Raw genomic sequence first — 21343 nt, 5'->3', positions numbered from 1 at the left:
GGGCATGACGGAGACCCCGCACCCCCTGTACGACAGGCACGCCGACACCCTGAACCGTGCGCTGACCGCGATCACGGAGCGCGGGTACTGGTCCGCCTACCCCGAGTCGCCCAGCCCCCGCGTGTACGGCGAGACCGCAGCCGCCGACGGCAAGGCCGCCTTCGAGGCGTACCTGAACGCCGACTTCCCCCTTGACCAGGCGACCGACGGGGGGACCGTCGCCACCGAGGTCAGCCCGTTCGGCCTGGAGCTGAACGTGCGTTACCCGCACGCGGGCGCCGACCAGTTGGTGGCCGCCGCCAGCGTCGCCCTGCCCGCCTGGCGCGACGCCGGCCCGCAGGCCCGGGTGGGCGTCTGCCTGGAGATCCTCGACCGGCTGCACAAGAACATCTTCGAGCTGGCCAACGCGGTGCAGTTCACCAGCGGCCAGGCGTTCGTGATGGCCTTCCAGGCCGGCGGCGCGCACGCGCTGGACCGGGCGCTGGAGGCGATCGCCTACGCGTACGCCGAGATGACCCGCCACCCGGGGACGGCCGGCTGGGAGAAGGCCGCCGGCAAGGGCGACCCGTTGCGGATGAGCAAGACGTTCCACGTGGTGCCCCGCGGCGTGGCCCTGGTGATCGGCTGCAACACCTTCCCGACCTGGAACTCGTACCCCGGGCTCTTCGCCTCGCTGGCCACCGGCAACCCGGTGATCGTCAAGCCGCACCCCCGTGCGGTGCTGCCGCTGGCGATCACCGTGCGGTACGCCCGCCAGGTGCTCGCCGAGGCCGGCTTCGACCCGAACCTGGTGCAGCTCGCCCCCGAGGCGGCGGACGAGAAGCTCGCCTCCACCCTGGCCCTGCACCCGGCCGTGCGGATCGTCGACTTCACCGGCTCCACCGAGTACGGCGACTGGCTGGAGGCCAACGCGCGGCAGGCCGCCGTCTACACCGAGAAGGCCGGCCTGAACACGGTGGTGATCGACTCCACCGACGACTTCGCCGGCCTCTGCCGCAACCTGGGCTTCACGCTCACCCTGTACAGCGGGCAGATGTGCACCACCTCGCAGAACCTGCTCATCCCCCGGGACGGCATCGAGACCGACCAGGGGCACAAGAGCTTCGACGAGGTGGCCGCCGGCATCGCCGCGGCGGTCGGCAAGCTCACCGCCGACCCGGCCCGGGGCGTCGAGCTGACCGGGGCCATCGTCAACGACGGCGTGCTGGAGCGGCTGGAGGAGGTGACCAAGGTCGGTGAGCCGGTGCTGGAGTCGCGGACCGTCGAGCACCCGTCCTTCCCCGGCGCGGTGGTGCGTACGCCGACCATCGTGAAGCTGGACGCGGCGGACACCCCGACCTACTCGCGGGAGTGGTTCGGGCCGATCTCGTTCGCCATCGCGACCGACTCGACCGAGCACAGCCTGCGGATCCTGCGCGAGACGGTGGGGGAGAAGGGCGCGCTCACGGCCGGCGTCTACTCCACCGACGAGGCGGTGCTCGACGCGGCCGAGGCGGCGGCGATCGACGCCGGGGTGCACCTGTCCTGCAACCTCACCGGCGGGGTGTTCGTCAACCAGTCGGCGGCGTTCTCCGACTTCCACGGTTCCGGGGCGAACCCGGCGGCCAACTCGGCCCTCACGGATGGCGCCTACGTCGCCAACCGCTTCCGCATCGTCCAGTCGCGCCGGCACGTCTGAGGTGCAGGGAGGGGCCCTTGTCAACGCCTCCGGTAGCACAGGGGCCCCTTCCTGACCTCCCTGCGGTCAGGCTGCCCTGCGCATCTGGAGTTCCTTGAGGGTGGGGATCCTCGGGTGGGGGACGCGGACGCCGGTGTCGACGAACCCGAGGCGCTGGTACGCCCGGTAGGCGCGGTCGTTGCCGACCACCACCTCCATCATCAGCTCGGGCCGGCCGCACGCCCGGGACCAGGCCGCCACCTGGTCCACCAGGGCGTCGAGCAGCCCGCTGCCCCGCCAGGCCGGGGTCAGGTAGACGGCGTAGACGATGGTCAGGCCGGGTTCGTCCGGGGCGGCGACGCCGCCGGCGTGCCCGACGAAGCGGCCGCCCGGATCGGCGACGAACTGGGCGCTGCCGCTGCCCCGGGAGACCGCGGCGATCCGGGCCGCGTACTCGGCGTGCGGGCGGGCGGCCGCCTCCGCCACGGTTTCCAGGAAGGCCAACGGCGAGTCGGCGAGCATCTCCAGCCGGAGTGCGCGCATCCGGGCGGCGTCCTCCGGACGGATCCGGCGGACGTTCGCGGTGCCGGCCGCGGTCAGGGTGGGCGCGCTGGTCATGTGGCCATGCATACCGGAGCGTCGTGGTACGGCACTCAGGCGGGGCCGACGCCGGCCGAAATATGCCCGATTTGTGGTCGTGCGCCGTCGTCACGCCTCGTGTAGCGTGCGATTTCGGTCACCGATTCAGCGGCCGTCGCCGATCGCCGAACCGGTGGTCCTCCGGTGCCGGTCCGCCGGCTGCCGGGGTTGTGGAACGCCGCGCAGAGTGAGGAAGTGCACCGTGGCACAGGGCACCGTCAAGTGGTTCAACGCCGAAAAGGGCTACGGCTTCATCGCCGTCGACGGCGGGCAGGACGTCTTCGTCCACTTCTCCGCGATCGAGATGGACGGCTACAAGGCGCTGGACGACGGCCAGCGGGTCGAGTTCGAGATCGCCCAGGGCCAGAAGGGCCCGCAGGCCGAGCACGTCCGCGTCATCGCCTGATCCGTCTCCGCCCTCCGGCGGACCTCCACCCCGATCAGGGGGCTGCGCTGCCGGCGCGCACCAGGGAAGATCGTGAGCCGTTCCAGCCATCGTCGCTGAGGAGGGTTCATGTCCGACCAGCCCCCGTCGGGCCCCACCGAGCCGGTGCCCCCGGCGTCGTCCGGTGCCCCGGCCGGTTCGACGCCACCCGGGTTCCCCCCGCCCGGCCAGCCCGGATTCACGGCGCCCGGGCAGCCGGCCATGCCCGGTGGACAGCCCTGGGCGGCGTACCCGCCTGATCCGGCGGGCCAGCCGCACGGTTGGTCCTGGCCGGCCCCGGCGGGTCCGGTTCCCGGCGGGCCCCAGCCGGCCGATCCGGCCGGGCCGCACGGCTGGTCCTGGCCGGCCCCGGCCGGCCCGGTGCCGGGCGGGACGTATCCCGGCCCGCCGCCGCTGCCCGGCGGGGTCTACCCCGGCCCGCCGCTGCCCGGATACCAGCCGTACGGCTGGTATCCGGGCATCGACCCGGCTGACCCGCTGGTCCCGCCCCCGCACGCGGGGATCGGCGGCTGGTTCGAGCGGTGCGCCGGCGCGCTCCGCCGCAGTTGGCGGCAGCTGCTTCCGATCATGCTGCTCAGCCAGGCCGTGCCGGCGGCGGTGATCGCCGTCCTCTCGGTCGGCCTCGCCCCCGAGAGCCAGCCGGTCACCGGGCCGGCGGGCAACCCGGCCCTGCCGGCGGGGTACTTCCGGGACATCTTCGTCTTCTACGGCGCGGTGCTGCTCGCCGGCCTGGTCTTCGGCCCGCTCCAGGCCGCGGGCTGGGCCGCCGGCACCTGGCTGGTCACCCGGCAGGCGACCGGCGAGCCGGTCACCGCCGGCGCCGCCTTCCGGTACGGCTGGCGTCGGGCCGTCGGGCTGTGGGGCTGGACCATCGTCGCCTCACTGTTGATCATGGTGGGGTTCTGCGCCTGCGTGCTGCCGGGCATTTACGTGATCTTCGCGGTCGCCCTCTTCGGCCCGGTCTACCTCTTCGAGCGGAAGGACCCGATCGGCCGCTCGTTCGGGATGCTGCACAAGCGGTTCGGCATGGTGCTGGGCCGGGTCGCGCTGGTCGTGGCGGCGCTCGTGGTCGTGGCGGTCGTCAACGGCGTGCTGGAGGCGGTGAGCAAGCTGGTGTTCGGGGCGGACCCGATGAGCGCGCCGGGCACCGCGACGGGTGCCGTCCTGGTGGCCGTGCTGAGCGCCGTGCTGGCCACCCCGGCCTATCTGTTCCAGCTCGTCGGGCTGGTCGTCGCGTACGCCGAGCAGCGTGCGCAGTCCGAGCCGGTGAACGTCGCCCGGCTGGCCGCGGAACTCGGCTGAGCGGCGGCATCGTGCTTGCACTCGGCTAGGGAGAGTGCTAAACAAGTCATTGGCACTCGCATGCGGTGAGTGCCAAATGGTCGGGGCGGTAGGGCCACGGCCGAGCCGGCGTCTCGATGGCGCCGGAGCGGCACGGGCCGGTCGTCGCGGGCTGTCCGGCCCGACCGAGGAGACGTCGTCGTCGCCAGGTGGCGACGTCCCCAAGGTGCGTACACCAGGCGGCCCATCCGGGATCCCGGGTGGCCCGTGAGTGTCCAGGAGGACAACGCCGTATGGCCAAGATGATCGCGTTCGACGAAGAGGCGCGCCGCGGCCTCGAGCGGGGCATGAACCAGCTCGCTGACGCCGTCAAGGTGACCCTCGGCCCCAAGGGCCGCAACGTCGTGCTCGAGAAGAAGTGGGGTGCCCCCACCATCACCAACGATGGTGTGAGCATCGCCAAGGAGATCGAGCTCGAGGACCCGTACGAGAAGATCGGCGCCGAGCTGGTCAAGGAGGTCGCGAAGAAGACCGACGACGTCGCCGGTGACGGCACGACGACGGCGACCGTCCTGGCCCAGGCCCTGGTCCGTGAGGGCCTGCGCAACGTGGCCGCCGGTGCCAACCCGATGGCCCTGAAGCGGGGCATCGAGGCCGCCGTGGCCAGCGTCTCGGAGGAGCTGCTGAAGCTCGCCAAGGACGTGGAGACCAAGGAGCAGATCGCCTCCACCGCCTCCATCTCGGCCGGTGACACCAGCGTCGGCGAGATCATCGCCGAGGCGATGGACAAGGTCGGCAAGGAAGGCGTCATCACCGTCGAGGAGAGCAACACCTTCGGCCTGGAGCTCGAGCTCACCGAGGGTATGCGCTTCGACAAGGGCTACATCTCCGCCTACTTCATGACCGACCCGGAGCGTATGGAGGCCGTCTTCGACGACCCGTACATCCTGATCGCCAACAGCAAGATCTCCTCGGTGAAGGACCTGCTCCCGATCCTGGAGAAGGTCATGCAGTCGGGCAAGCCGCTGCTGATCATCGCCGAGGACCTGGAGGGCGAGGCCCTGGCCACCCTGGTGGTCAACAAGGTCCGCGGCACCTTCAAGTCGGTCGCGGTCAAGGCGCCGGGCTTCGGTGACCGCCGCAAGGCCATGCTGACCGACATCGCCATCCTCACCGGTGGCCAGGTCATCAGCGAGGAGGTCGGCCTCAAGCTCGACGCCGTCGGCCTCGACATGCTGGGCCGCGCCCGCAAGGTCGTGGTGACCAAGGACGAGACCACCATCGTCGACGGTGCCGGCGACGCGGAGCAGATCCAGGGCCGGGTCAACCAGATCCGGGCCGAGATCGACAAGAGCGACTCCGACTACGACCGCGAGAAGCTGCAGGAGCGCCTGGCCAAGCTGGCCGGCGGTGTCGCGGTGATCAAGGTCGGCGCGGCCACCGAGGTCGAGCTCAAGGAGCGCAAGCACCGCATCGAGGACGCCGTCCGCAACGCGAAGGCCGCCGTCGAGGAGGGCATCGTCCCGGGTGGTGGCGTCGCGCTGGTGCAGGCCGGCAAGACCGCCTTCGACAAGCTGGACCTGACCGGCGACGAGGCGACCGGCGCGCAGATCGTCAAGATCGCGCTGGACGCCCCGCTGCGGCAGATCGCCGTCAACGCCGGCCTCGAGGGTGGCGTCGTCGTCGAGCACGTCCGCAACATCGAGCCGGGTCACGGCCTCAACGCCGCGACCGGCGAGTACGTCGACCTGCTCGCGTCGGGCATCATCGACCCGGCCAAGGTGACCCGTTCCGCGCTGCAGAACGCCTCGTCGATCGCCGCGCTGTTCCTCACCACCGAGGCCGTTGTGGCGGACAAGCCGGAGAAGGCTCCGGCCGCCCCGGCCGGTCCGGGTGGCGGGGAGATGGACTTCTGAGTCCAGTTCCACCAGTACGCCGAGAGGGGGCGGGCCGCGTCAGCGGTCCGCCCCCTCTCCGCATGTCTGTCACGTCGGCAGTGGCCGCTGGTTGCGTCGCTTGTACGCCCGGTCGTACGGCGGCAGGATGCGGATCGGCTCGTCCACCGGTTGCCGTGGCTCCTCGGTGGACGGTTCGCCACCGCCGGTCATCTCCGCGAGTTGCTCGGCGTCCCCGTAGTCGAGCCGGTCGAACGGCAGTTGCCCGGGGAGTTCGTCGACCGGTCGCCAGCTGATCGCCGGGTCGTCGGTGCGTTCGTCTTCCATGGTCATGGCTGCCTCCTCTACGACCGACGGTAGGCGGCGGTCGATGAGCGGTGAGGCGGAATGGGGTTATGTTACTTATGTCCGTTAAGTTCCTTGCGATACAGGAAGAAGACCCGTTCGATCCGGGCACCCGCCGCGCCCGAGTAGAACGGCACCGGCCCCACCCAGCCGATCTGCGCCGCGCCGATCCCGGCCGCCGCCTGGTCACGCAGGCAGCGGCGCAGCAGCACCCCGCCGATCCCCGAACCCTCCGCCTCCGGGACCGTCCCCATCGGACCGAACCAGCTCGGCCGGGACGACCCGTACGCGGCGAAACCGAGGATCTCACCGTCCCGTTCGGCCAGGTGCGCGCCCGCGTCCGGCCGGCCGACCGAGCCGGCCAGCTCGCCGTCCCACGTCCCGCCGAAGGTGTCCCGGGCCAACGCGACCAGCGCCGGCAGGTCCGCCGGTTCGGCCCGACGTACCGCGACGCCGCTGTCCGCCAGCCGGCGCTCGGCGGCCTCCGTCGAGCGCAGTGCCGGTGACCCCGCCGCCAGGTCCGCGGTCATGTTCCAGGCGGTACGGTCCTGCCGGTAGCCGAGGCGCAGCGCGGCGCAGACCGCCGGGGTGTACCGCACGTCGATGCCCGGCCAGGCGTAGTACGGCGGGTTCCCGGCCAGCAACAGCTCGGCCGCGCCGAGCCCGGCGAGCCGCCGTTCCGCCTCGGTGAGGAGGGCCCGCCCGACCCCCTGCCGCCGCTCCGCCGGGGCCACCGCCAGCAGGTCGACGTGCCAGAGCCGGGAATCCCACCGCGAGACCGAGCCGACCAGCACCCCGATCAGCTCGCCGGCGCGTACCGCGCCGAGCCGTAGCACCGGCCGGTCGGCCGCCGCGCGGGCGGCCAGGGTGTCCACGATCGCCGGCGCCTCGGCGGCGTCCTCCGGCAGGTCGAGGGCCCGCCGGCAGAGGTCGACGACGGCGGGCAGGCGGTCGAGGTCCAGCTCGATGATCTCCGCGTCCATGGTCGCCGACCCTACTCAACTGCCAGGTTTGTTTACAGGGTCGACCCGTTAAAAGGGGGCCCCTGCTCTACCTGAGGCGTTAAGAGGGGGCCCCTGCTTGCGCTGCGGCCCGGACGGCGGCGTAGGCGTCGACCAGCCCCGCGCCGACCAGGTCCCGGTCACCACCGCACCGATCCGCGCCCGGTGGCACGCCCGCCGGGCCGGCCGTGTCCAGCAGGATCCGCCGGGTCCGGGCCAGGTCGCCGACGAGCGCCGGATTCGCCGACCACATCAGCGCCACCACCCCCGCCACCTGCGGCGTCGCCATCGACGTGCCGTCCAGGGTGGCGTAGGAGCCGCCGGGGAACGCGGACGGCACCCCTGCCCCGGGTGCGACCAGGTCCGGCTTGGCGAGGCCCCCGGCCGCCGGGCCCCGGCTGGAGAAGCGGGTGAGCTGCCGCGCCCGGTCCACCGCGCCGACCGTCAACACGTCCTGGTACGGGGCCGGCGGGTCGGCCACCGAGCCGCAGTACGGGCCGGTGTTGCCGGCGGCGGCCACCACGAGGATCCCGGCCGCGGCCAGGGCGGCGGTCGCCGGCCGCAGCGCCCCCGGGTCGCAGCCCTCGATCGGCGGGCAGCCCCACGAGTTGGTCAGCACGTCCGGCGCGCGCTGCGGCCGGCCGTCGGTGAACGGGTCCCCGCCGGCGGGGAACGGGGCCAGCATGAACTGCAGGCAGTCCAGGTAGTGGGCCGGGCTGCCCAGGTTCCGCTCCAGGTTGACGCAGCCGACCCACTGCGCCCCGGGTGCCACCCCGATGCCGTTGCGGCCCACCGCGCTGCCCACCGTGTGGGTGCCGTGCCCGCCCCGGTCGCCGGGCGTCCGGGTGTGCTCCCACGGGTCGTACCAGGAGTCGGCGCCGCCCCGGAAGCCCGCCGCCAGCGCCGGATGCCGACCGTCCACCCCGGAGTCGGAGCTGCCGACCACCACGCCCGCGCCGGTGACGCCCAGCTCCGACCAGACCCGGTCCGCGCCGATCAGCGAGACGTTCCAGGCCGGGCCGGCCGGCGCCGGCTGGTCGCCCCGGGCCGGGGGAGGTGCCGCCGGCAGCGGGCGCAGTCGCTGGCTGACCAGCACTCGGGCCACCTCCGGCCGGCCGGACAGCCAGGCCCGCACCTCCGGGCCGCCGTCCGTCTCGACGGCGTTGACCAGGTAGTACGGCGTCGGGTGCAGGCGCAGTCGGGTCAGCTCGCGGCGCAGGTCGCGCTGGGTCCGGTCGGCGGTGGCGACCAGGCGCCGGTAGACCTCGGCCGCCCGGGCGTCCCGCCCCGCCCGCCCGGGCGCGCCGGCCGGGAGCCCGGTCAGGTCGGCCTGCTCGCGCAGCACCACCAGCAGCCGTTCCCCGTACAGGCCGGGCTGGCCGGGGACCACGTACACCACGGCCACGGCGGCGAGCAGGCCCGCCGCGACCAGCCCGGCCACCCCACGCCGGGGCGCGCCGGCCCGGCGGCGGGCCAGCAGCACGCCGTACCCGACGGCGAGCAGCACCGCGACGGCGAGCGCCGCGCCGGTCGCGACCGCGGCCCAGAACGGCACGTCGCGGCTGGTCGCCAGCAGGAGGGTGAGTTCCTCCGGGTCGGTGAACGCCAGCGGCCCGAAAAGCGCGAGACCGACCAGCCAGCGGGCCGGGGCGCGCCCGCCCGGCCGGCGGCCGTGCCGAGCGGCGGCGTCCAGCGCGCCCAGCACGAAGCCGAGCGGCGGCAGCAGGAACAGCCCGGGCAGCTGCGCGCCGGACTGCCCGGCCCCGGCGGCCAGCAGCACCAGGGCCACCCCGGCGACCAGGCCGCCGACCAGCACCAGCCGGGCCGGCCGGGGCGGCTCGCCCACCGCGAACCGGCCCCAGAACCCGGCGTCGAGCAGCACCCCGGCGAGCGCGCCGAGCGCGGCGGCCGCGAGCCCGGCGAGCACCGTCTCCAGGAAGCCGCCGAGCGCCCCCAGCCAGGCCCAGGGCAGCAGCATCGCCAGTCCGCCGGCCACCGCCAGCAGGGCCACCGCGTCGAACCGGCGTGGCCGGGCCGGTCCGGTGCCGCCCGCACGGTCCGGGCCACCGCCGGACGGGCCGTCGTCCGGCCTGGTCGAACGGCTGTCCGGGCCGATCCGCGCCCCGCCGCCCGACGCCGCCGGGGTGCTGGCGAGGGCGGTGCCGGCGGGGCGACCCGGCCGGCGTGCGACGACCAGGGCGAGCAGGGCGGCGCCCGCGGCCAGCGCGGCCAGGTACGCCTCCTGGTGCACCGGCGGCAGCGCGCGGAGCAGGGTCGCCGCGCCGAGCGCGAGGGTGCCGACCAGCCAGACCCGACCGGTGGCCCGGACCGCCGGGGAGCGGGGAAGCAGCGCGAGCGCCAGCGTCGGCGCGCCCACCAGCAGCACGGTGACCAGCGCGATCACCGGCCAGAGCAGCACCACCCGGTCCCGGCCGGCGGTCAGCACCGCCTGGTCGAAGACCCAGCCGGCGAGCTGGCCGACCACGGTGACCAGCACCGCCCAGACGCCGGTGAACACGGCGGCGACCACCGGCCACGGCCCGCCCTCCCGGGGCCCGGGAGCCGGCGGCGGAGGCGGAGCGGCGAGCGGACCGGGCAGCATGACCTTCACGGTACGGCCCGGCCGGTAGATGTCGCCGCAGCGCCCGGACGGTTACGGTGGACGGGTGCGCGACCCCAACGTGTCCCGATCCGCGGCCGGACAGCTCTCCGTCGAGCGTCGCGCCGACGACCTGCGCCGGCTCCGCGCCGAGCGGTTCGACGTGCTGGTCATCGGCGGTGGCGTGACCGGGGCGGGCGCCGCGCTCGACGCCGCGTCCCGTGGCCTCAAGGTGGCCCTCGTGGAGGCGCGCGACTACGCCGCCGGCACCTCCAGCCGGTCCAGCAAGTTGATCCACGGCGGCCTGCGCTACCTGGAGCAGTTGGAGTTCCACCTGGTGCACGAGGCGCTGACCGAGCGGGGGCTGCTCGCCACCCGGCTCGCCCCGCACCTGGTGCGCCCGGTGCCGATCCTCGTGCCGCTTCCCGCCGAGGGCGGGGTGCGCGACCTGGCCGGCCGGTTCTTCCGCCGCTCCTACTACGGCGCCGGGGTGGCCGCGTACGACGTGTTCGCCGGCGTGTTCGGCGGCGGGCGCGGCATGCCGCTGCACCGGCACCTGAGCCGGGAGGGCACGCGCCGGATCTTCCCGAGCCTGCGTCCGGACAAGCTGGCCGGTGCGATCCGCTACTACGACGGGCAGGTCGACGACGCCCGCCTCGTGGTGACCCTGGCCCGCACGGCGGCCAGCCTCGGTGCGACCGTGGTGACCAGCGCCCGCGCGGTCGGCCTGATCCGGCAGGCCCGGGAGGTCACCGGGGTCCGGGTCCGCGACCTGGAGGCCCCCGCCGGCTCGCCGGACGCCGAGTTCGAGGTGCGCGCCCGCACGGTGATCGCCGCGACCGGCGTGTGGAGCGACGACATGTCCCGGATGCTCAACGACGTCGGGCTGCGTCCCGGCTTCCGGGTCCGGGCGTCGAAGGGCGTGCACCTGGTGGTGCCGCGCTCGGCGATCACCGGCGAGACCGGCCTGATCCTGCGCACCCCCAGCAGCGTGCTCTTCGTCATCCCGTGGGGCGGTCACTGGATCATCGGCACCACCGACACCGACTGGCGGCTGGACCGGTCCCACCCGGCGGCCACCGCCAAGGACATCGACTACCTGCTGGAGCAGGTCAACACGGTGCTGGACCGCCCGCTCACCACCGACGACATCGAGGGCGTCTACGCGGGGCTGCGCCCGCTGCTGGCCGGCGAGGCGGACTCCACCTCCAAGCTCTCCCGGGAACACGCCGTCATCGAGCCGATGCTCGGGCTGCTCCTGGTGGCCGGCGGCAAGTACACGACGTACCGGGTGATGGCCTCGGACGTGGTCGACCGGGCGGTGCACCGGCTCGGCTGGACGCGGCCGTCGCGCACCGCCGACCTGCCGCTGCTCGGCGCCGACGGGTACGCGGCCATGTGGCGGGACCGGGCCGACCTGGCCCGCCGGCACGGGGTGCCGGTCGGGGTGGTCGAGCACCTGCTGGAGCGCTACGGCACGCTCACCCTCGACCTGCTCGCCCTGGTCGACGCCGACCCGCTGCTCGGCTCCCCGCTGGCCGGCGCCCCGGAATACCTGGCGGCCGAGGTGGCGTACGCGGCCCGCGCCGAGGGGGCGCTGCACCTGGAGGACGTGCTGACCCGGCGTACCCGGATCTCCATCGAGACCAGCCACCGCGGCCTGGAGTCGGCGGAGCACGCCGCGGAGCTGATGGGCGCGGTGCTCGGCTGGGACGAGGCCACCCGGGCCCGCGAGGTCGCCCACTACCGGGCGCGGGTCGAGGCGGAACGGCTGTCGCAGGAGATGCCGGACGACGTGGCGGCCGACGCGGCCCGGCTGGGTGCGCCGGACGTCCGCGGATTCGCCGCCGACCGGGGTGTCGACGGGGACAGCGCGGAGCTGCCGTCCGCCCGGTGACCGGCGGGTAACGTCGCTCCGGAGGGTACCGGGCGCTACCTACGGAAGTGTAGGTTCCCGTGCGTGGTTCGCCCATTCTGGTCGCGCGTCCTCGCTCTGTCCGCCGGTGTCCTGCTGGTCGTCTCCCTGGCCGGCTGTTCCCTGTTCGATCGGGCCGAGGGTTCCACCACACCCCCGGGCGGAGCGCCGACCGCAGCGGCGGGGCAGCGGGTGTCGCTGGTGCAGCGGCTCGGCACGGATGGCCCGGTCCGGACGCTCGACGTGGACCCGAGCGGCCGGTGGCAGTGCCGGGACTGCGCGGGCGACGGGGTCGACTCGACCGGCCAGCTCAACCCGGAGCAGACCCAGCGGTTGCAGCGGATGCTCACCGACCCGGCCCTGGCGAAGGAGACCGACGAGGCCCGCCAGTACAAGCAGGGCTGCATCGACGCGTTGACCTCCAGCCTGCTGATCACGCCGGAGCTGACCGTCACCATGCAGGACTGCCCGGGCGAGGCGAAGCCACCGGTGGCCTACCAGATCCTGCTGCTGCTCACCCAGACCACGCCGGCCGAGGACAAGGGCTGACGATCAGCACACCTTGCCGGGGTTGAACAGCCCCGCCGGGTCGAGCGCCGCCCGGATCGCCTGGTGCACCCGCACCCCCACCGGGCCGATCTCGCGGGCCAGCCAGTCCCGCTTGAGCAGCCCGACACCGTGCTCGCCGGTGCAGGTGCCGCCGAGTTCCAGACCGAGCCGCATGATCTCGTCGAAGGCCCGCCGGCCGCGCGCCACGCTCGCCGGGTCGGCGCGATCGACCACGATGTTCGGGTGCATGTTGCCGTCGCCGGCGTGCCCGACCACGCCGATCGGCACGGCACACTCCGCGGCGATCCGGGCCACCCCGTCCAGCAGCGCGGCGAGCGCGCCGCGCGGCACCGCCACGTCGTCGATGACCAGGCCGCCGTTGCCGGCGGGGAAGGTGTCGGCGGCGAACTTCTCCATCGCCGGGTGGGCCAGCCGCCGGGCCTGGAGCAGGGCGGCGGCCTCGGTAGCGTCGGTGGCCGCGTACACCTCGTCGGCGCCGGCCGCCTCGCACACCTCGGCGAGCCGGGCCAGGTCGCCGGCCGCCCGGGCGCCGGTGTCCACCGCCGCCAGCAGCAGCGCCTCCGCGTCGGTGCGCAGGCCCATCGGCCGGTACGCCTCGATGGCCCGCAGATGGGTCCGGTCCAGCAGCTCCAGCAGGCTCGGGGTGAGCCCGCGCTCGGCGATCCCGGCGACCGCCGTGCCGGCCGCGGCGGTGGTGGGGAAGACCGCGACCAGGGTCAGTGACTCCTCGGGCGCCGGCCGCAGCGCGAGGGTCACCTCGGTGATCACGCCGAGGGTGCCCTCGGAACCGACGAAGAGCCGGGTCAGGTCGTACCCGGCGACCCCCTTGGCGGTCCGCCGGCCGGTGCGCAGCACCTCACCGGAGGCGAGCACCACCTCCAGGCCGAGCACGTACTCCGTGGTCACGCCGTACTTGACGCAGCACATCCCGCCGGCGTTGGTGGCGACGTTGCCGCCGATGGTGGAGGACTCCCAGGAGCCCGGGTCCGGCGGGTACCAGAGCTGGTGCTTGCGGACCGCACCGGCCAGCGTCGCGTTCACCACGCCGGGCTGCACCACCGCGATCCGGCTCACCGGGTCGATCTCGACGATCCGGTCCATCGCCACGGTGCTCAGCAGCACCGCGCCGTCGACCGCGTTCGCCGCGCCGGCCAGCCCGGTCCGCGCCCCCTGCGGCACCACCGGTACGCCGTGCCGGCCCGCCGCCCGGACCACCGCCGCGACCTCCCCGGTGCTGCGCGGACGCACCACCACCAGCGGCGTACCCGCCGCGCACAGGTCGGCCTCGTCCCGCGCGTGGACGCGCAGCAGGTCCGGGTCGGTCAGCACGGCGGCGTCACCGAGGGCGGCCCGCAGCTCGTCGAGGAGGGGATTGGCGGCCATGCCGGGAAGGCTAGGTCGGGTCCGCGTGATCATCAACCGGGCGTACCGTTGGTCGCCATGCTCTACGTCGACCGGCCCGCGGTGCCCTGGCGGGGCCGGCTCTGGTCACATCTGGTCAGCGACGTCTCGTACGCCGAGCTGCACGCCTTCGCCGAGGCGCTGGGCGCCCCCCGCCGGGCCTTCGACCGCGACCACTACGACCTGCCGGCCGAGCGCTTCCCGATGGCCGTCTGGCTCGGCGCCCAGGTCGTCCCCTCCCGCGAGCTCGTCCGCCGCCTCCACGCCGCCGGCCTCCGCCGCCCCAAACACCTCCACCCCACCCCGCCCTCGCCCCTCGTCCCGCCCTCCGCCCCGCCTCCCGTCCCGCCTTCCGCCCCCGGCGATCTTGCACTTTTGGTTGACCATTCCGGGTGATCTGTACCCGTCGGCGTGATCCGGTCGGGTATGCCGCAAACCGCGGTCACCAGCGGACCGGAGACCCCGACCTGCCGCAGAACGAGTCGATCACCAGCCGGCGGCTCAGGGGTGGAGGGTGGTGAGTTCGCGGGTGAGGTTGGCCCGGGCGGGGGTTTCCCAGCGGGCGTGCGGGGCGGGGAGGCGGTAGAGGGTCGGGAGGGCCAGGAGCTGCTCCAGGACCTGGGCACGGGCGGCACGGAAGGCCGGGTCGGGGACGTGCGCGTACTCCCGCCGGACGGCGGCGGCGTAGCGGTCGTAGGCGGCGGGCGGGGCGGCCAGGATCGCCAGGTCGGCGTCGCAGAGCAGGGCGCCGTCCCGGTCCCCGGGCGGGACCGCGTGCCCGGCGGTGAGCAGCACCAGCCGGCGTACCTCGGTCACCGCCGCCGCCGGGAGCCCGGCCCCGGCGAGCAGCTCGCCGGCCAGCTCCGCGCTCGCCCGCTCGTTGGCGTCCCCGTCGGCCCGGGGGTCGTAGACCGCGTCGTGGCACCAGGCCGCCAGCCGCACCAGGTCCGGGCGGCGGGCCGACCCGGCGTACGCGTCGACCACGTCCAGCACCGCCCGCAGGTGCGCCACGCCGTGGTAGTGCCGGTGCGGCTCCTGCCAGGCGGCGAGCAGCCGGGCCCCGGCCCGCTCGACACCGGCCGGGTCGGACGCGCCCGCCGCGCCGGCCGTGTCCCGCCAGCGTTGGATCAACTCCGTCACCCGGTGGAGTCTGCCGCACCACTCGTCGGGCGCGAGGATTCAGCGGGTGCGGGACGGGTAGTCCCGGCCATGGCCGAGGCCCGGGAGCGACGACGGTTGTCGTTTCTGCGCCGTGCCCCGCTCCGGGAAGGGCTGGTCGACCTGGACGGGCCGCGGATCGCCTCGGCCATGGACGAACTGCGGAACCGCAGCAAGGCGACCCTGCACGACCGGCTGCACCGGGTGCGTACCGCCGCGGGGCTGGCCGTCCAGGCCGGCCTGGCCGCGGGGCTGGCCTACCTGGTCTCCCACCGCCTGCTCGGCAACCCGCAACCGGTGTTCGCGCCGATCTCGGCGGTCGGCACCCTGGCGGCCTCCGTCGGCCAGCGGTTCCGCCGGACCATCGAGCTGATCGTCGGGGTGGCGGTCGGGGTCGCGGTCGGTGATGCCCTGATCTATTTCCTCGGCACCGGCGCCTGGCAGCTCGGCCTGGTGGTGACCGCGGCGATCCTGCTCACCATCTTCGCCGGGGCCAGCGTGGCCATCGTGATCCAGGCGGCGGCCACCGCCGTGCTGATCGTGACGCTCAGTCCGTCCACTCAGAACCTGGAGTTCCCGCGCTTCGTCGACGCGTTCGTCGGCGGTGGCATCGCCCTGCTGGTGACCGCGATCCTGCTGCCGCTCAACCCGCTCCGGGTGATCAACCGGGCCGCCCGGCCGGCGTTGGACCTGCTCGCCACCCAGCTCGACGTGTGTGCGGACGCCCTGCGAAGACGCGACCGGAGCGCGGCCCAGCAGGCGTTGTTGCGGCTCCGGGAGAACAAGGAGGAGCTGGCCGCGCTCTCCGAGGCGATCGAGGGCGCGAAGGAGACCATCACCATCTCGCCGGCCCGCTGGCACCGGCGCAGCGAGCTGACCCACTACGCCGAGGCGGCCGACCCGATCGACCGCTCGATGCGCAACAGCGGCACGCTGATCCGCCGCTCGGTCACCCTGATCGAGGACGAGGAGCCGGTCCCGGCGCCGATGCCGGACGCCATCGCCCACCTGGCCGAGTCGGTCCGCCTGCTCCGGCACGAGTTCGCCGCCGGAGAGGAGCCGGAGCAGGCCCGGGAGCGGTCACTGCGTGCGGTCAGCGAGGCCGGCCGGGCGTACGCGGAGGGGGTCGGCTTCTCGGGCAGTGTGGTGATCGCCCAGGTGCGGACCACCGCCAGCGACCTGATGGTGGCCTCCGGCGTTGACCAGGACGAGGCGAACCGGCTGGTCCGGCAGGCGTTCGGCGAGAAGGAGCAGCGCACCGGCGAGACCACCGAGCAGAGCCCCGCGCCCAAACCCCCCACTGCGCCCCCCGTCGGCTGACCTCCCCATCGAGCCCCTCGTTCACGGAAAGAGTGGCCACTCTTTCCGTGAATCAGTGCGATCTTGCAGGGGGCGCGGACGGCGGTCAGGGGAGGGTGGCCAGGGCGGTGAGGAGGGTGTCGATGTCGGCTTCGGTGGTGCCGAGGCCGAGGCTGGCCCGCAGGGCGGTGGGGGGCAGGTCGGTGCGGCCGGCTCTCGCCGCGGCCTCGGACAGCAGCCGTCGGGCCAGGGGGTGGGCGCAGAACAGCCCGTCCCGTACCCCGATCCGGTGCGTCCGGGCCAGGTGGGCGGCGACGTCGGCGGAGTCCCGCCCGGCGACCACGAACGAGGCGATGCCCACCCGGGGCGCGCCCGCGCCGAACGTGCGCAGCTCCACCACGTGCGGCAGCGCGGCGATGCCGTCCCGCAGTCGGGCCAGCAGCGCCTGCTCCCGGGCGTGCAGGACGTCCCGGTCCGCGTCGGCGAGCGCCGCGCAGACCGCGGCGAGGGCCACCGCGCCGAGCAGGTTCGGGGTGCCGGCCTCGTGCCGGGCCGGCCCGGTCGCCCAGCGCACCTCGTGGGTGGCCGCGCCGACGTGGCTGGTGGCCCCGCCGCCCGCCAGGTACGGCGCGGCCGCGTCCAGCCAGTCACCCCGCCCGACGAGCACGCCCGCGCCGAACGGGGCGTACAGCTTGTGGCCGGAGAGCGCCAGGTAGTCCACGTCCAGCGCGGCCAGGTCCACCGGGGCGTGCGGGGCGAGCTGGGCGGCGTCCAGCAGGATCCGGGCGCCGTGCCGCCGAGCGACCCGGGCCAGCTCGGCCACCGGCCAGCGTTCCCCGGTCACGTTGCTCGCCCCGGTCACGGCGACCAGGACCGGCAGGCCGGGCCGGGCGTCGCGGGACAGTTCGCCGAGGGCGGCGTCGAGCGCGCGTACCGCCTCGGCGGGGCCGGCCGGCACCGGCAGCCGGACCGAGCCGCGCGGCCAGGGCAGCAGGTTGGCGTGGTGCTCGCCGGCGAAGGTGACCACGGTGGTGCCGGCGGGCAGCGCCCGGGCCAGCAGGTTGATCGCGTCGGTGGTGTTCCGGGTGAAGATCACGTGGTCGTCGGGGCGGGCGCCGACGAAGTCGCCGACGGTCTGCCGGGCCCGCTCGTAGGCCAGCGTGCACCGCCGCGAGAGCGCCCCCGCGCCGCGGTGCACGCTCGCGTACCAGGGCAGCAGCTCGGCCACCGCGTCGGCCGCGGCCCGCGCGCACGGCGCGCTGGCGGCGTGGTCCAGGTTGATCTCCCCGGGTACGCCGAGCACGCCGAGCGGGTCCGGCCGGGCCGGTACCGGCGGCGTGGTCAGCGAGGGTACGAGGGTGACGGTCATGCCGGAGCCTCCCGGGTCCAGGGGACCCCGGGGTATGGGCACCGGGACGGGGTCCGCGCTTGCCCAGCACGCCGTTCGGGCTGGGCCCGGTCATCACCCGGGGCACCCCACCGCGAACTCGACGAGGGTTGCCGGCCAGCAAGCCGGGGCTTGACGCTGGCGCTCGTGACCTGCCCCGCAGCATAGCGGGCGGAATGCGGCCGGAGAAGCGGGCCCGGGATGACTACGCTGACCGCATGGCCGACACCCCGCCCGGCGGAGCCCTGCCGCCGCCGACCGCGCCCGCCGTCCCGCCGCCCGGGTCGTCGGCGCCCCGGATGCCGCTGCGCCGGCTCGGCTGGCGGCGGATCCTGGCGCTCGCCGGGGTGGTGCTGCTGATCGCCGCGGGCGCGGTGTTCATGGTCTTCACCCTGGGCGAGAGCCTGGGCGCCGAGGCCCTGCTGGTGGGCGTGATCGCGGCGATCCTGCCGGTGCCGGTCCTGGTCTCCTGCTTCCTCTGGCTGGACCGGTACGAGCCGGAGCCGCTGAAGTATCTGATCTTCTGTTTCGCCTGGGGCGCGTTCGTCTCCACGGCCATCTCGCTGCTGGTCAACGAGACGGGCGCGAAGCTCTTCAAGGACTGGGGGCTGCCCACCGCGCTGACCGCCGTGCTGGTCGCGCCGTTCATCGAGGAGCTGACCAAGGCCGCCGGGCCGATCCTGCTGCTCATCTTCCGGCGCCGGGAGTTCTCCGGGATCACCGACGCGCTCGTCTACTGCGGGCTCTCCGCGATCGGCTTCGCCATGGTGGAGAACATCCTCTACCTCGGCGGGTACGGCTACCGCAGCGGCGTCCAGGAGTACGGTCCGGCCACCGGCGCCCAGCAGGTGATCGCCATCTTCATCGTCCGGATCCTGCTCTTCGGCTTCGCCCACCCGCTGTTCACCTCGATGACCGGGGTGGGTCTCGGGGTCGCCGCGCGCACCGCCGACCGGCGGGTACGCTTCCTCGCCCCGATCGCCGGCCTGCTGCTCGCGATGATGCTGCACGGCACCTGGAACCTGCTGCCCTCGCTGGCCGCCGCGACCGGCCAGCCGCTGATCGCCCTGTACGGCTACATCGGCGTGATGGTGCCGATCTTCTTCGGCATGGTCGGGCTGGCGATCTGGCTGCGCGCCTGGGAGGGGCGGCTGACCGAGCGGACCCTGCCCGACTACGTCCGGGCCGGCTGGCTCACCCCGCCCGAGGTGGCCGCGCTGGGCAGCCTGGGGCGGCGGCACGCCGCGCGCACCTGGGCCCGGCGGGTGGCCGGCGACGGCGGGGTGAAGGCGATGCGGGGCTACCAGTTCGCGGCCACCCGGCTGGCGCTGCTGCGTGACGGCATGCGCCGGGGACTGGACCGCAAGCCGGCCGAGCGGGAAAGGACGGTGCGGGAGGAACGGGAGCTGCTGGACGCGATCAGCGCGTACCGGTCGTTCTTCGTGGGCCGGGACCCGCAGGCGCCGGTCGGGGTCTGGGACGGGCAGCGCTACCACCTGCGGTTCCCGGACGGGTCGCAGCGGGCGGTCGAGGCACCGGACGAGCCGGTGGTGCCGATCCCGGTGGTGCTCGCCCCACCCCCGCCCCCGGCCCACCTCACCGGCTACGGCCCGCCCGGCTGGTACGGTCCGCGCCCGGCCGCCCCCTGGCCGCCCGGTGCCTGACGGCCCGCGCCCGGCTCGTCCGGCGCCGTGCCGCGGTCAGCTCATCAGGCCGGTGAGGAAGTCGCCGAAGCCCTGGAAGATCGCCATCAGGGCCACCCCGATCCCCTTGAACACCTGCGCGGCGCCGTCCGGCCGGAACGCCATGAAGTAGATCAGGAATATGACGAATCCCCAGGTCAGTATCTTCTTCACGAGTACCGGCATGGTCCCCTCCCCAGGGCGCTGAGGTGCCTGGGCTTCCCGCCGGGCAGCGGTGCAAACGGCGCCCTGGGGCGGGTGGGGGTCCTAGAGGTAGAGGCCGGTCGAGCCGGTCGACTCCCGCTCCACCCGTTCAGCGGCGACGGCGTGCACGTCCCGCTCACGCAGCAGCACGTACGCCCGGCCGTGCAGTTCGACCTCGGAGCGGTCGTCGGGGTCGAAGAGCACCCGGTCGCCGGCGACGATGGAGCGCACGTGCGGGCCCACGCCCACCGCGGTGGCCCAGGCCAGCCGCTTGCCCACGGCCGCGGTCGCGGGGATCACGATGCCGGCGGTGGAGCGGCGCTCACCCTCGCCGTTCTCCGTACGCACCAGCACACGGTCGTGCAGCAGGCGGATCGGCAGGCCGGTGTCGAGGTTCTGGTCGACGGTCACGCGAAGACGCTACCGCGTGCGCCACGGTCGATCCTCCCGTGGTTGAGCGTGACCGGGGAGGGGCAATGTGTGGCGGAGTCCCCCTAGGGTGGGGCGGACGGACGTATCCTGTCCCCCCTGTGACGTGGGCGGGCCAAAGTTTCCGGAGGTGCGCTTGAGCCGCTTCGAGGCGCTGCGCGGACGGCTCCGCCGCGCGTACGAGTCCGGCCGGCAATCGGCGCGGGCCCGCCGGAGCGACCCCGAGCACGCGCCGGGGGAGTCGGGCGTGGCCACGCCGTCCTCGCCGGGCCCGGCCGCCCCGCCCGCGGCGACCGTGGTCGGCGCGGAACCGCCCGCCGTCATGCACGCCACGACGTCCAGCCGGGACGACACCGAGGTGCCGCACGCACTGCGGATCGCGGCGGCCTGGTCCTGGCGGCTGATCGTGGTCGGCATCGTCACCTGGGCGCTGCTCCAGATCATCGGCACCATCCGTATCGTGATCATCCCGCTGACGGTGGCCCTGCTGCTCTCCGCGCTGCTCGCCCCCGCGGTCGGCTGGCTGCTCCGGGCCCGCTTCCCCCGGTCGCTGGCCACCGGCGTGGTGCTGGTCGGCGGCCTGGCCGCGGTGGTCGGCACGCTGACCCTCGTGGTGAACGAGTTCATCCAGGGCGTGCCGGAGTTGAGCGAGAAGACGTCGCAGGGCGTCCGGCAGATCCAGAACTGGCTCAAGACCGGCCCGCTGCACCTGTCCGACAGCCAGCTCAACAACTACATCGACGAGGCGCAGAAGTGGGTGGACGAGAACACCAAGACGTTCACCAGCGGCGCGCTCAACACCGCCGCCACCCTGGCCGAGGTGCTCACCGGCACCATCCTGGTGCTCTTCGCGACCTTCTTCTTCCTCCGGGACGGCAACAAGATCTGGCGCTTCCTGGTCCGGCTGCTGCCGGTGAAGGCGCGCTGGAAGGTGGATGACGCGGGCCGGGCCTCCTGGGCGACGCTCGGCGCGTATGTCCGGGCCACCGTGCTGGTCGCCTTCATCGACGCGGTCGGCATCGGGATCTTCCTCGTCATCTTCGACATCCCGTTCGCGTTCCCGCTGGCCGCGCTGGTCTTCCTGGGCGCGTTCATCCCGATCGTCGGGGCCACCCTCTCCGGCGTGGTGGCGGTGCTGGTGGCGCTGGTCGACAGCGGCCCGGTGACCGCGTTGATCATCCTGGGCGCCGTGATCGGCGTGCAGCAGGTCGAGGGGCACGTGCTCCAGCCGCTGATCATGGGCAGGGCGGTGGCCATTCACCCGCTCGCCGTGATCATCGGGATCGCCGCCGGAGTGGTGCTCGCCGGGATCGCCGGCGCGCTGGTCGCGGTGCCGCTGATCGCGGTGCTGAACACGGCCGTCCGCCGGCTGGCCGCGCGTACCGTGCCGGACACCCCGCCGGACGCCGTGGTGGTCGCCGCCCAGGCACCCTGAC

At 74.3% G+C, this 21343-nt stretch carries 19 protein-coding genes and 1 riboswitch; of the genes, 10 read left to right on the top strand and 9 right to left on the bottom strand.

Annotated elements, in window-relative coordinates; all coding sequences use genetic code 11:
• Window positions 1-4: 4 nt before the first annotated feature.
• On the top strand, window positions 5-1678 hold the full coding sequence (gene paaN / locus EFE23_RS07520) for a phenylacetic acid degradation protein PaaN (protein WP_199736959.1): 1674 nt from the start codon (window positions 5-7) through the stop codon (window positions 1676-1678).
• A gap of 66 nt (window positions 1679-1744) precedes the next feature.
• Here paaN and EFE23_RS07515 read toward each other — a convergent pair whose 3' ends face one another.
• Window positions 1745-2275: a GNAT family N-acetyltransferase gene (locus EFE23_RS07515; protein ID WP_123240173.1), complete on the bottom strand. Its 531-nt coding sequence runs from the start codon at window positions 2273-2275 to the stop codon at window positions 1745-1747.
• A gap of 223 nt (window positions 2276-2498) precedes the next feature.
• Between EFE23_RS07515 and EFE23_RS07510 the strand changes: the two genes are divergently transcribed.
• The 3 genes from EFE23_RS07510 (at window position 2499) to groL (ending at window position 5938) form a co-directional block, all read left to right on the top strand.
• A complete protein-coding gene (locus tag EFE23_RS07510) occupies window positions 2499-2702 on the top strand; it encodes a cold-shock protein (RefSeq protein WP_039909088.1) in 204 nt (67 codons plus the stop codon).
• Window positions 2703-2810: 108 nt separating this feature from the next.
• Entirely contained in the window at window positions 2811-4043 is a 1233-nt protein-coding gene (locus EFE23_RS07505) for a hypothetical protein (protein ID WP_123240172.1), read from the top strand.
• A 272-nt stretch (window positions 4044-4315) separates the two neighbouring features.
• Entirely contained in the window at window positions 4316-5938 is a 1623-nt protein-coding gene (gene groL / locus EFE23_RS07495) for a chaperonin GroEL (protein ID WP_123240170.1), read from the top strand.
• A gap of 69 nt (window positions 5939-6007) precedes the next feature.
• On the opposite strand, the gene EFE23_RS07490 is transcribed toward groL, so the two are convergent.
• The 3 genes from EFE23_RS07490 to EFE23_RS07480 all read right to left on the bottom strand — a co-directional run bounded on the left by EFE23_RS07490 (window position 6008) and on the right by EFE23_RS07480 (window position 9865).
• Complete coding sequence (locus EFE23_RS07490) at window positions 6008-6250, bottom strand: hypothetical protein (protein ID WP_123240169.1); 243 nt, start codon at window positions 6248-6250, stop codon at window positions 6008-6010.
• Between the two features lie 65 nt (window positions 6251-6315).
• Window positions 6316-7245 carry a GNAT family N-acetyltransferase gene (locus EFE23_RS07485; RefSeq protein ID WP_123240168.1) on the bottom strand — a complete coding sequence of 310 codons (930 nt, stop codon included), beginning with the start codon at window positions 7243-7245 and terminating at the stop codon, window positions 6316-6318.
• Between the two features lie 79 nt (window positions 7246-7324).
• Entirely contained in the window at window positions 7325-9865 is a 2541-nt protein-coding gene (locus tag EFE23_RS07480; RefSeq protein ID WP_123240167.1) for a S8 family serine peptidase, read from the bottom strand.
• A gap of 28 nt (window positions 9866-9893) precedes the next feature.
• Here EFE23_RS07480 and EFE23_RS07475 point away from each other — a divergent pair, with 28 nt between their 5' ends.
• Both EFE23_RS07475 and EFE23_RS07470 read left to right on the top strand, forming a co-directional pair.
• The gene (locus EFE23_RS07475; RefSeq protein WP_204335082.1) at window positions 9894-11759 is read left to right on the top strand and encodes a glycerol-3-phosphate dehydrogenase/oxidase; all 1866 of its coding nucleotides are present in this window, start codon (window positions 9894-9896) and stop codon (window positions 11757-11759) included.
• A gap of 63 nt (window positions 11760-11822) precedes the next feature.
• The gene (locus EFE23_RS07470; RefSeq protein WP_123240166.1) at window positions 11823-12326 is read left to right on the top strand and encodes a hypothetical protein; all 504 of its coding nucleotides are present in this window, start codon (window positions 11823-11825) and stop codon (window positions 12324-12326) included.
• 3 nt (window positions 12327-12329) lie between these two features.
• On the opposite strand, the gene EFE23_RS07465 is transcribed toward EFE23_RS07470, so the two are convergent.
• The gene (locus EFE23_RS07465) at window positions 12330-13730 is read right to left on the bottom strand and encodes an FAD-binding oxidoreductase (RefSeq protein WP_123240165.1); all 1401 of its coding nucleotides are present in this window, start codon (window positions 13728-13730) and stop codon (window positions 12330-12332) included.
• A 57-nt stretch (window positions 13731-13787) separates the two neighbouring features.
• On the opposite strand from EFE23_RS07465, the gene EFE23_RS07460 reads away from it, so the two are divergent.
• The gene (locus EFE23_RS07460) at window positions 13788-14144 is read left to right on the top strand and encodes a DUF4031 domain-containing protein (RefSeq protein ID WP_123240164.1); all 357 of its coding nucleotides are present in this window, start codon (window positions 13788-13790) and stop codon (window positions 14142-14144) included.
• A gap of 105 nt (window positions 14145-14249) precedes the next feature.
• Here the strand turns inward: EFE23_RS07460 and EFE23_RS07455 are convergent, their stop codons facing one another.
• The gene (locus EFE23_RS07455) at window positions 14250-14888 is read right to left on the bottom strand and encodes an HD domain-containing protein (RefSeq protein ID WP_123240163.1); all 639 of its coding nucleotides are present in this window, start codon (window positions 14886-14888) and stop codon (window positions 14250-14252) included.
• A 69-nt stretch (window positions 14889-14957) separates the two neighbouring features.
• Between EFE23_RS07455 and EFE23_RS07450 the strand changes: the two genes are divergently transcribed.
• Complete coding sequence (locus EFE23_RS07450; RefSeq protein ID WP_123240162.1) at window positions 14958-16226, top strand: FUSC family protein; 1269 nt, start codon at window positions 14958-14960, stop codon at window positions 16224-16226.
• Window positions 16227-16311: 85 nt separating this feature from the next.
• Here the strand turns inward: EFE23_RS07450 and EFE23_RS07445 are convergent, their stop codons facing one another.
• Window positions 16312-17574, bottom strand: a complete 1263-nt coding sequence (locus EFE23_RS07445; RefSeq protein ID WP_123240161.1) for an aminotransferase class V-fold PLP-dependent enzyme — start codon at window positions 17572-17574, stop codon at window positions 16312-16314.
• 50 nt (window positions 17575-17624) lie between these two features.
• Window positions 17625-17745: riboswitch (SAM riboswitch) on the bottom strand.
• Window positions 17746-17768: 23 nt separating this feature from the next.
• Between EFE23_RS07445 and EFE23_RS07440 the strand changes: the two genes are divergently transcribed.
• Window positions 17769-19256, top strand: a complete 1488-nt coding sequence (locus EFE23_RS07440; RefSeq protein WP_123240160.1) for a PrsW family intramembrane metalloprotease — start codon at window positions 17769-17771, stop codon at window positions 19254-19256.
• A gap of 36 nt (window positions 19257-19292) precedes the next feature.
• On the opposite strand, the gene EFE23_RS28425 is transcribed toward EFE23_RS07440, so the two are convergent.
• Together EFE23_RS28425 and EFE23_RS07435 are read right to left on the bottom strand one after the other, a co-directional pair.
• Window positions 19293-19460: a hypothetical protein gene (locus EFE23_RS28425; protein ID WP_199736958.1), complete on the bottom strand. Its 168-nt coding sequence runs from the start codon at window positions 19458-19460 to the stop codon at window positions 19293-19295.
• 81 nt (window positions 19461-19541) lie between these two features.
• Window positions 19542-19889, bottom strand: coding sequence for a GroES family chaperonin (locus tag EFE23_RS07435; protein ID WP_123240159.1), 348 nt, complete (start codon window positions 19887-19889; stop codon window positions 19542-19544).
• An 88-nt stretch (window positions 19890-19977) separates the two neighbouring features.
• Here EFE23_RS07435 and EFE23_RS07430 point away from each other — a divergent pair, with 88 nt between their 5' ends.
• Complete coding sequence (locus EFE23_RS07430) at window positions 19978-21342, top strand: AI-2E family transporter (protein WP_123240158.1); 1365 nt, start codon at window positions 19978-19980, stop codon at window positions 21340-21342.
• The last annotated feature ends 1 nt before the right edge of the window (window position 21343 follow it).

The organism is Micromonospora solifontis, assembly GCF_003725545.1.
Classification (GTDB): Bacteria; Actinomycetota; Actinomycetes; order Mycobacteriales; family Micromonosporaceae; genus Micromonospora; species Micromonospora solifontis.
Note: the sequence above shows the minus strand (reverse complement) of the source record. Positions and strands in the feature narration are given on the sequence as shown.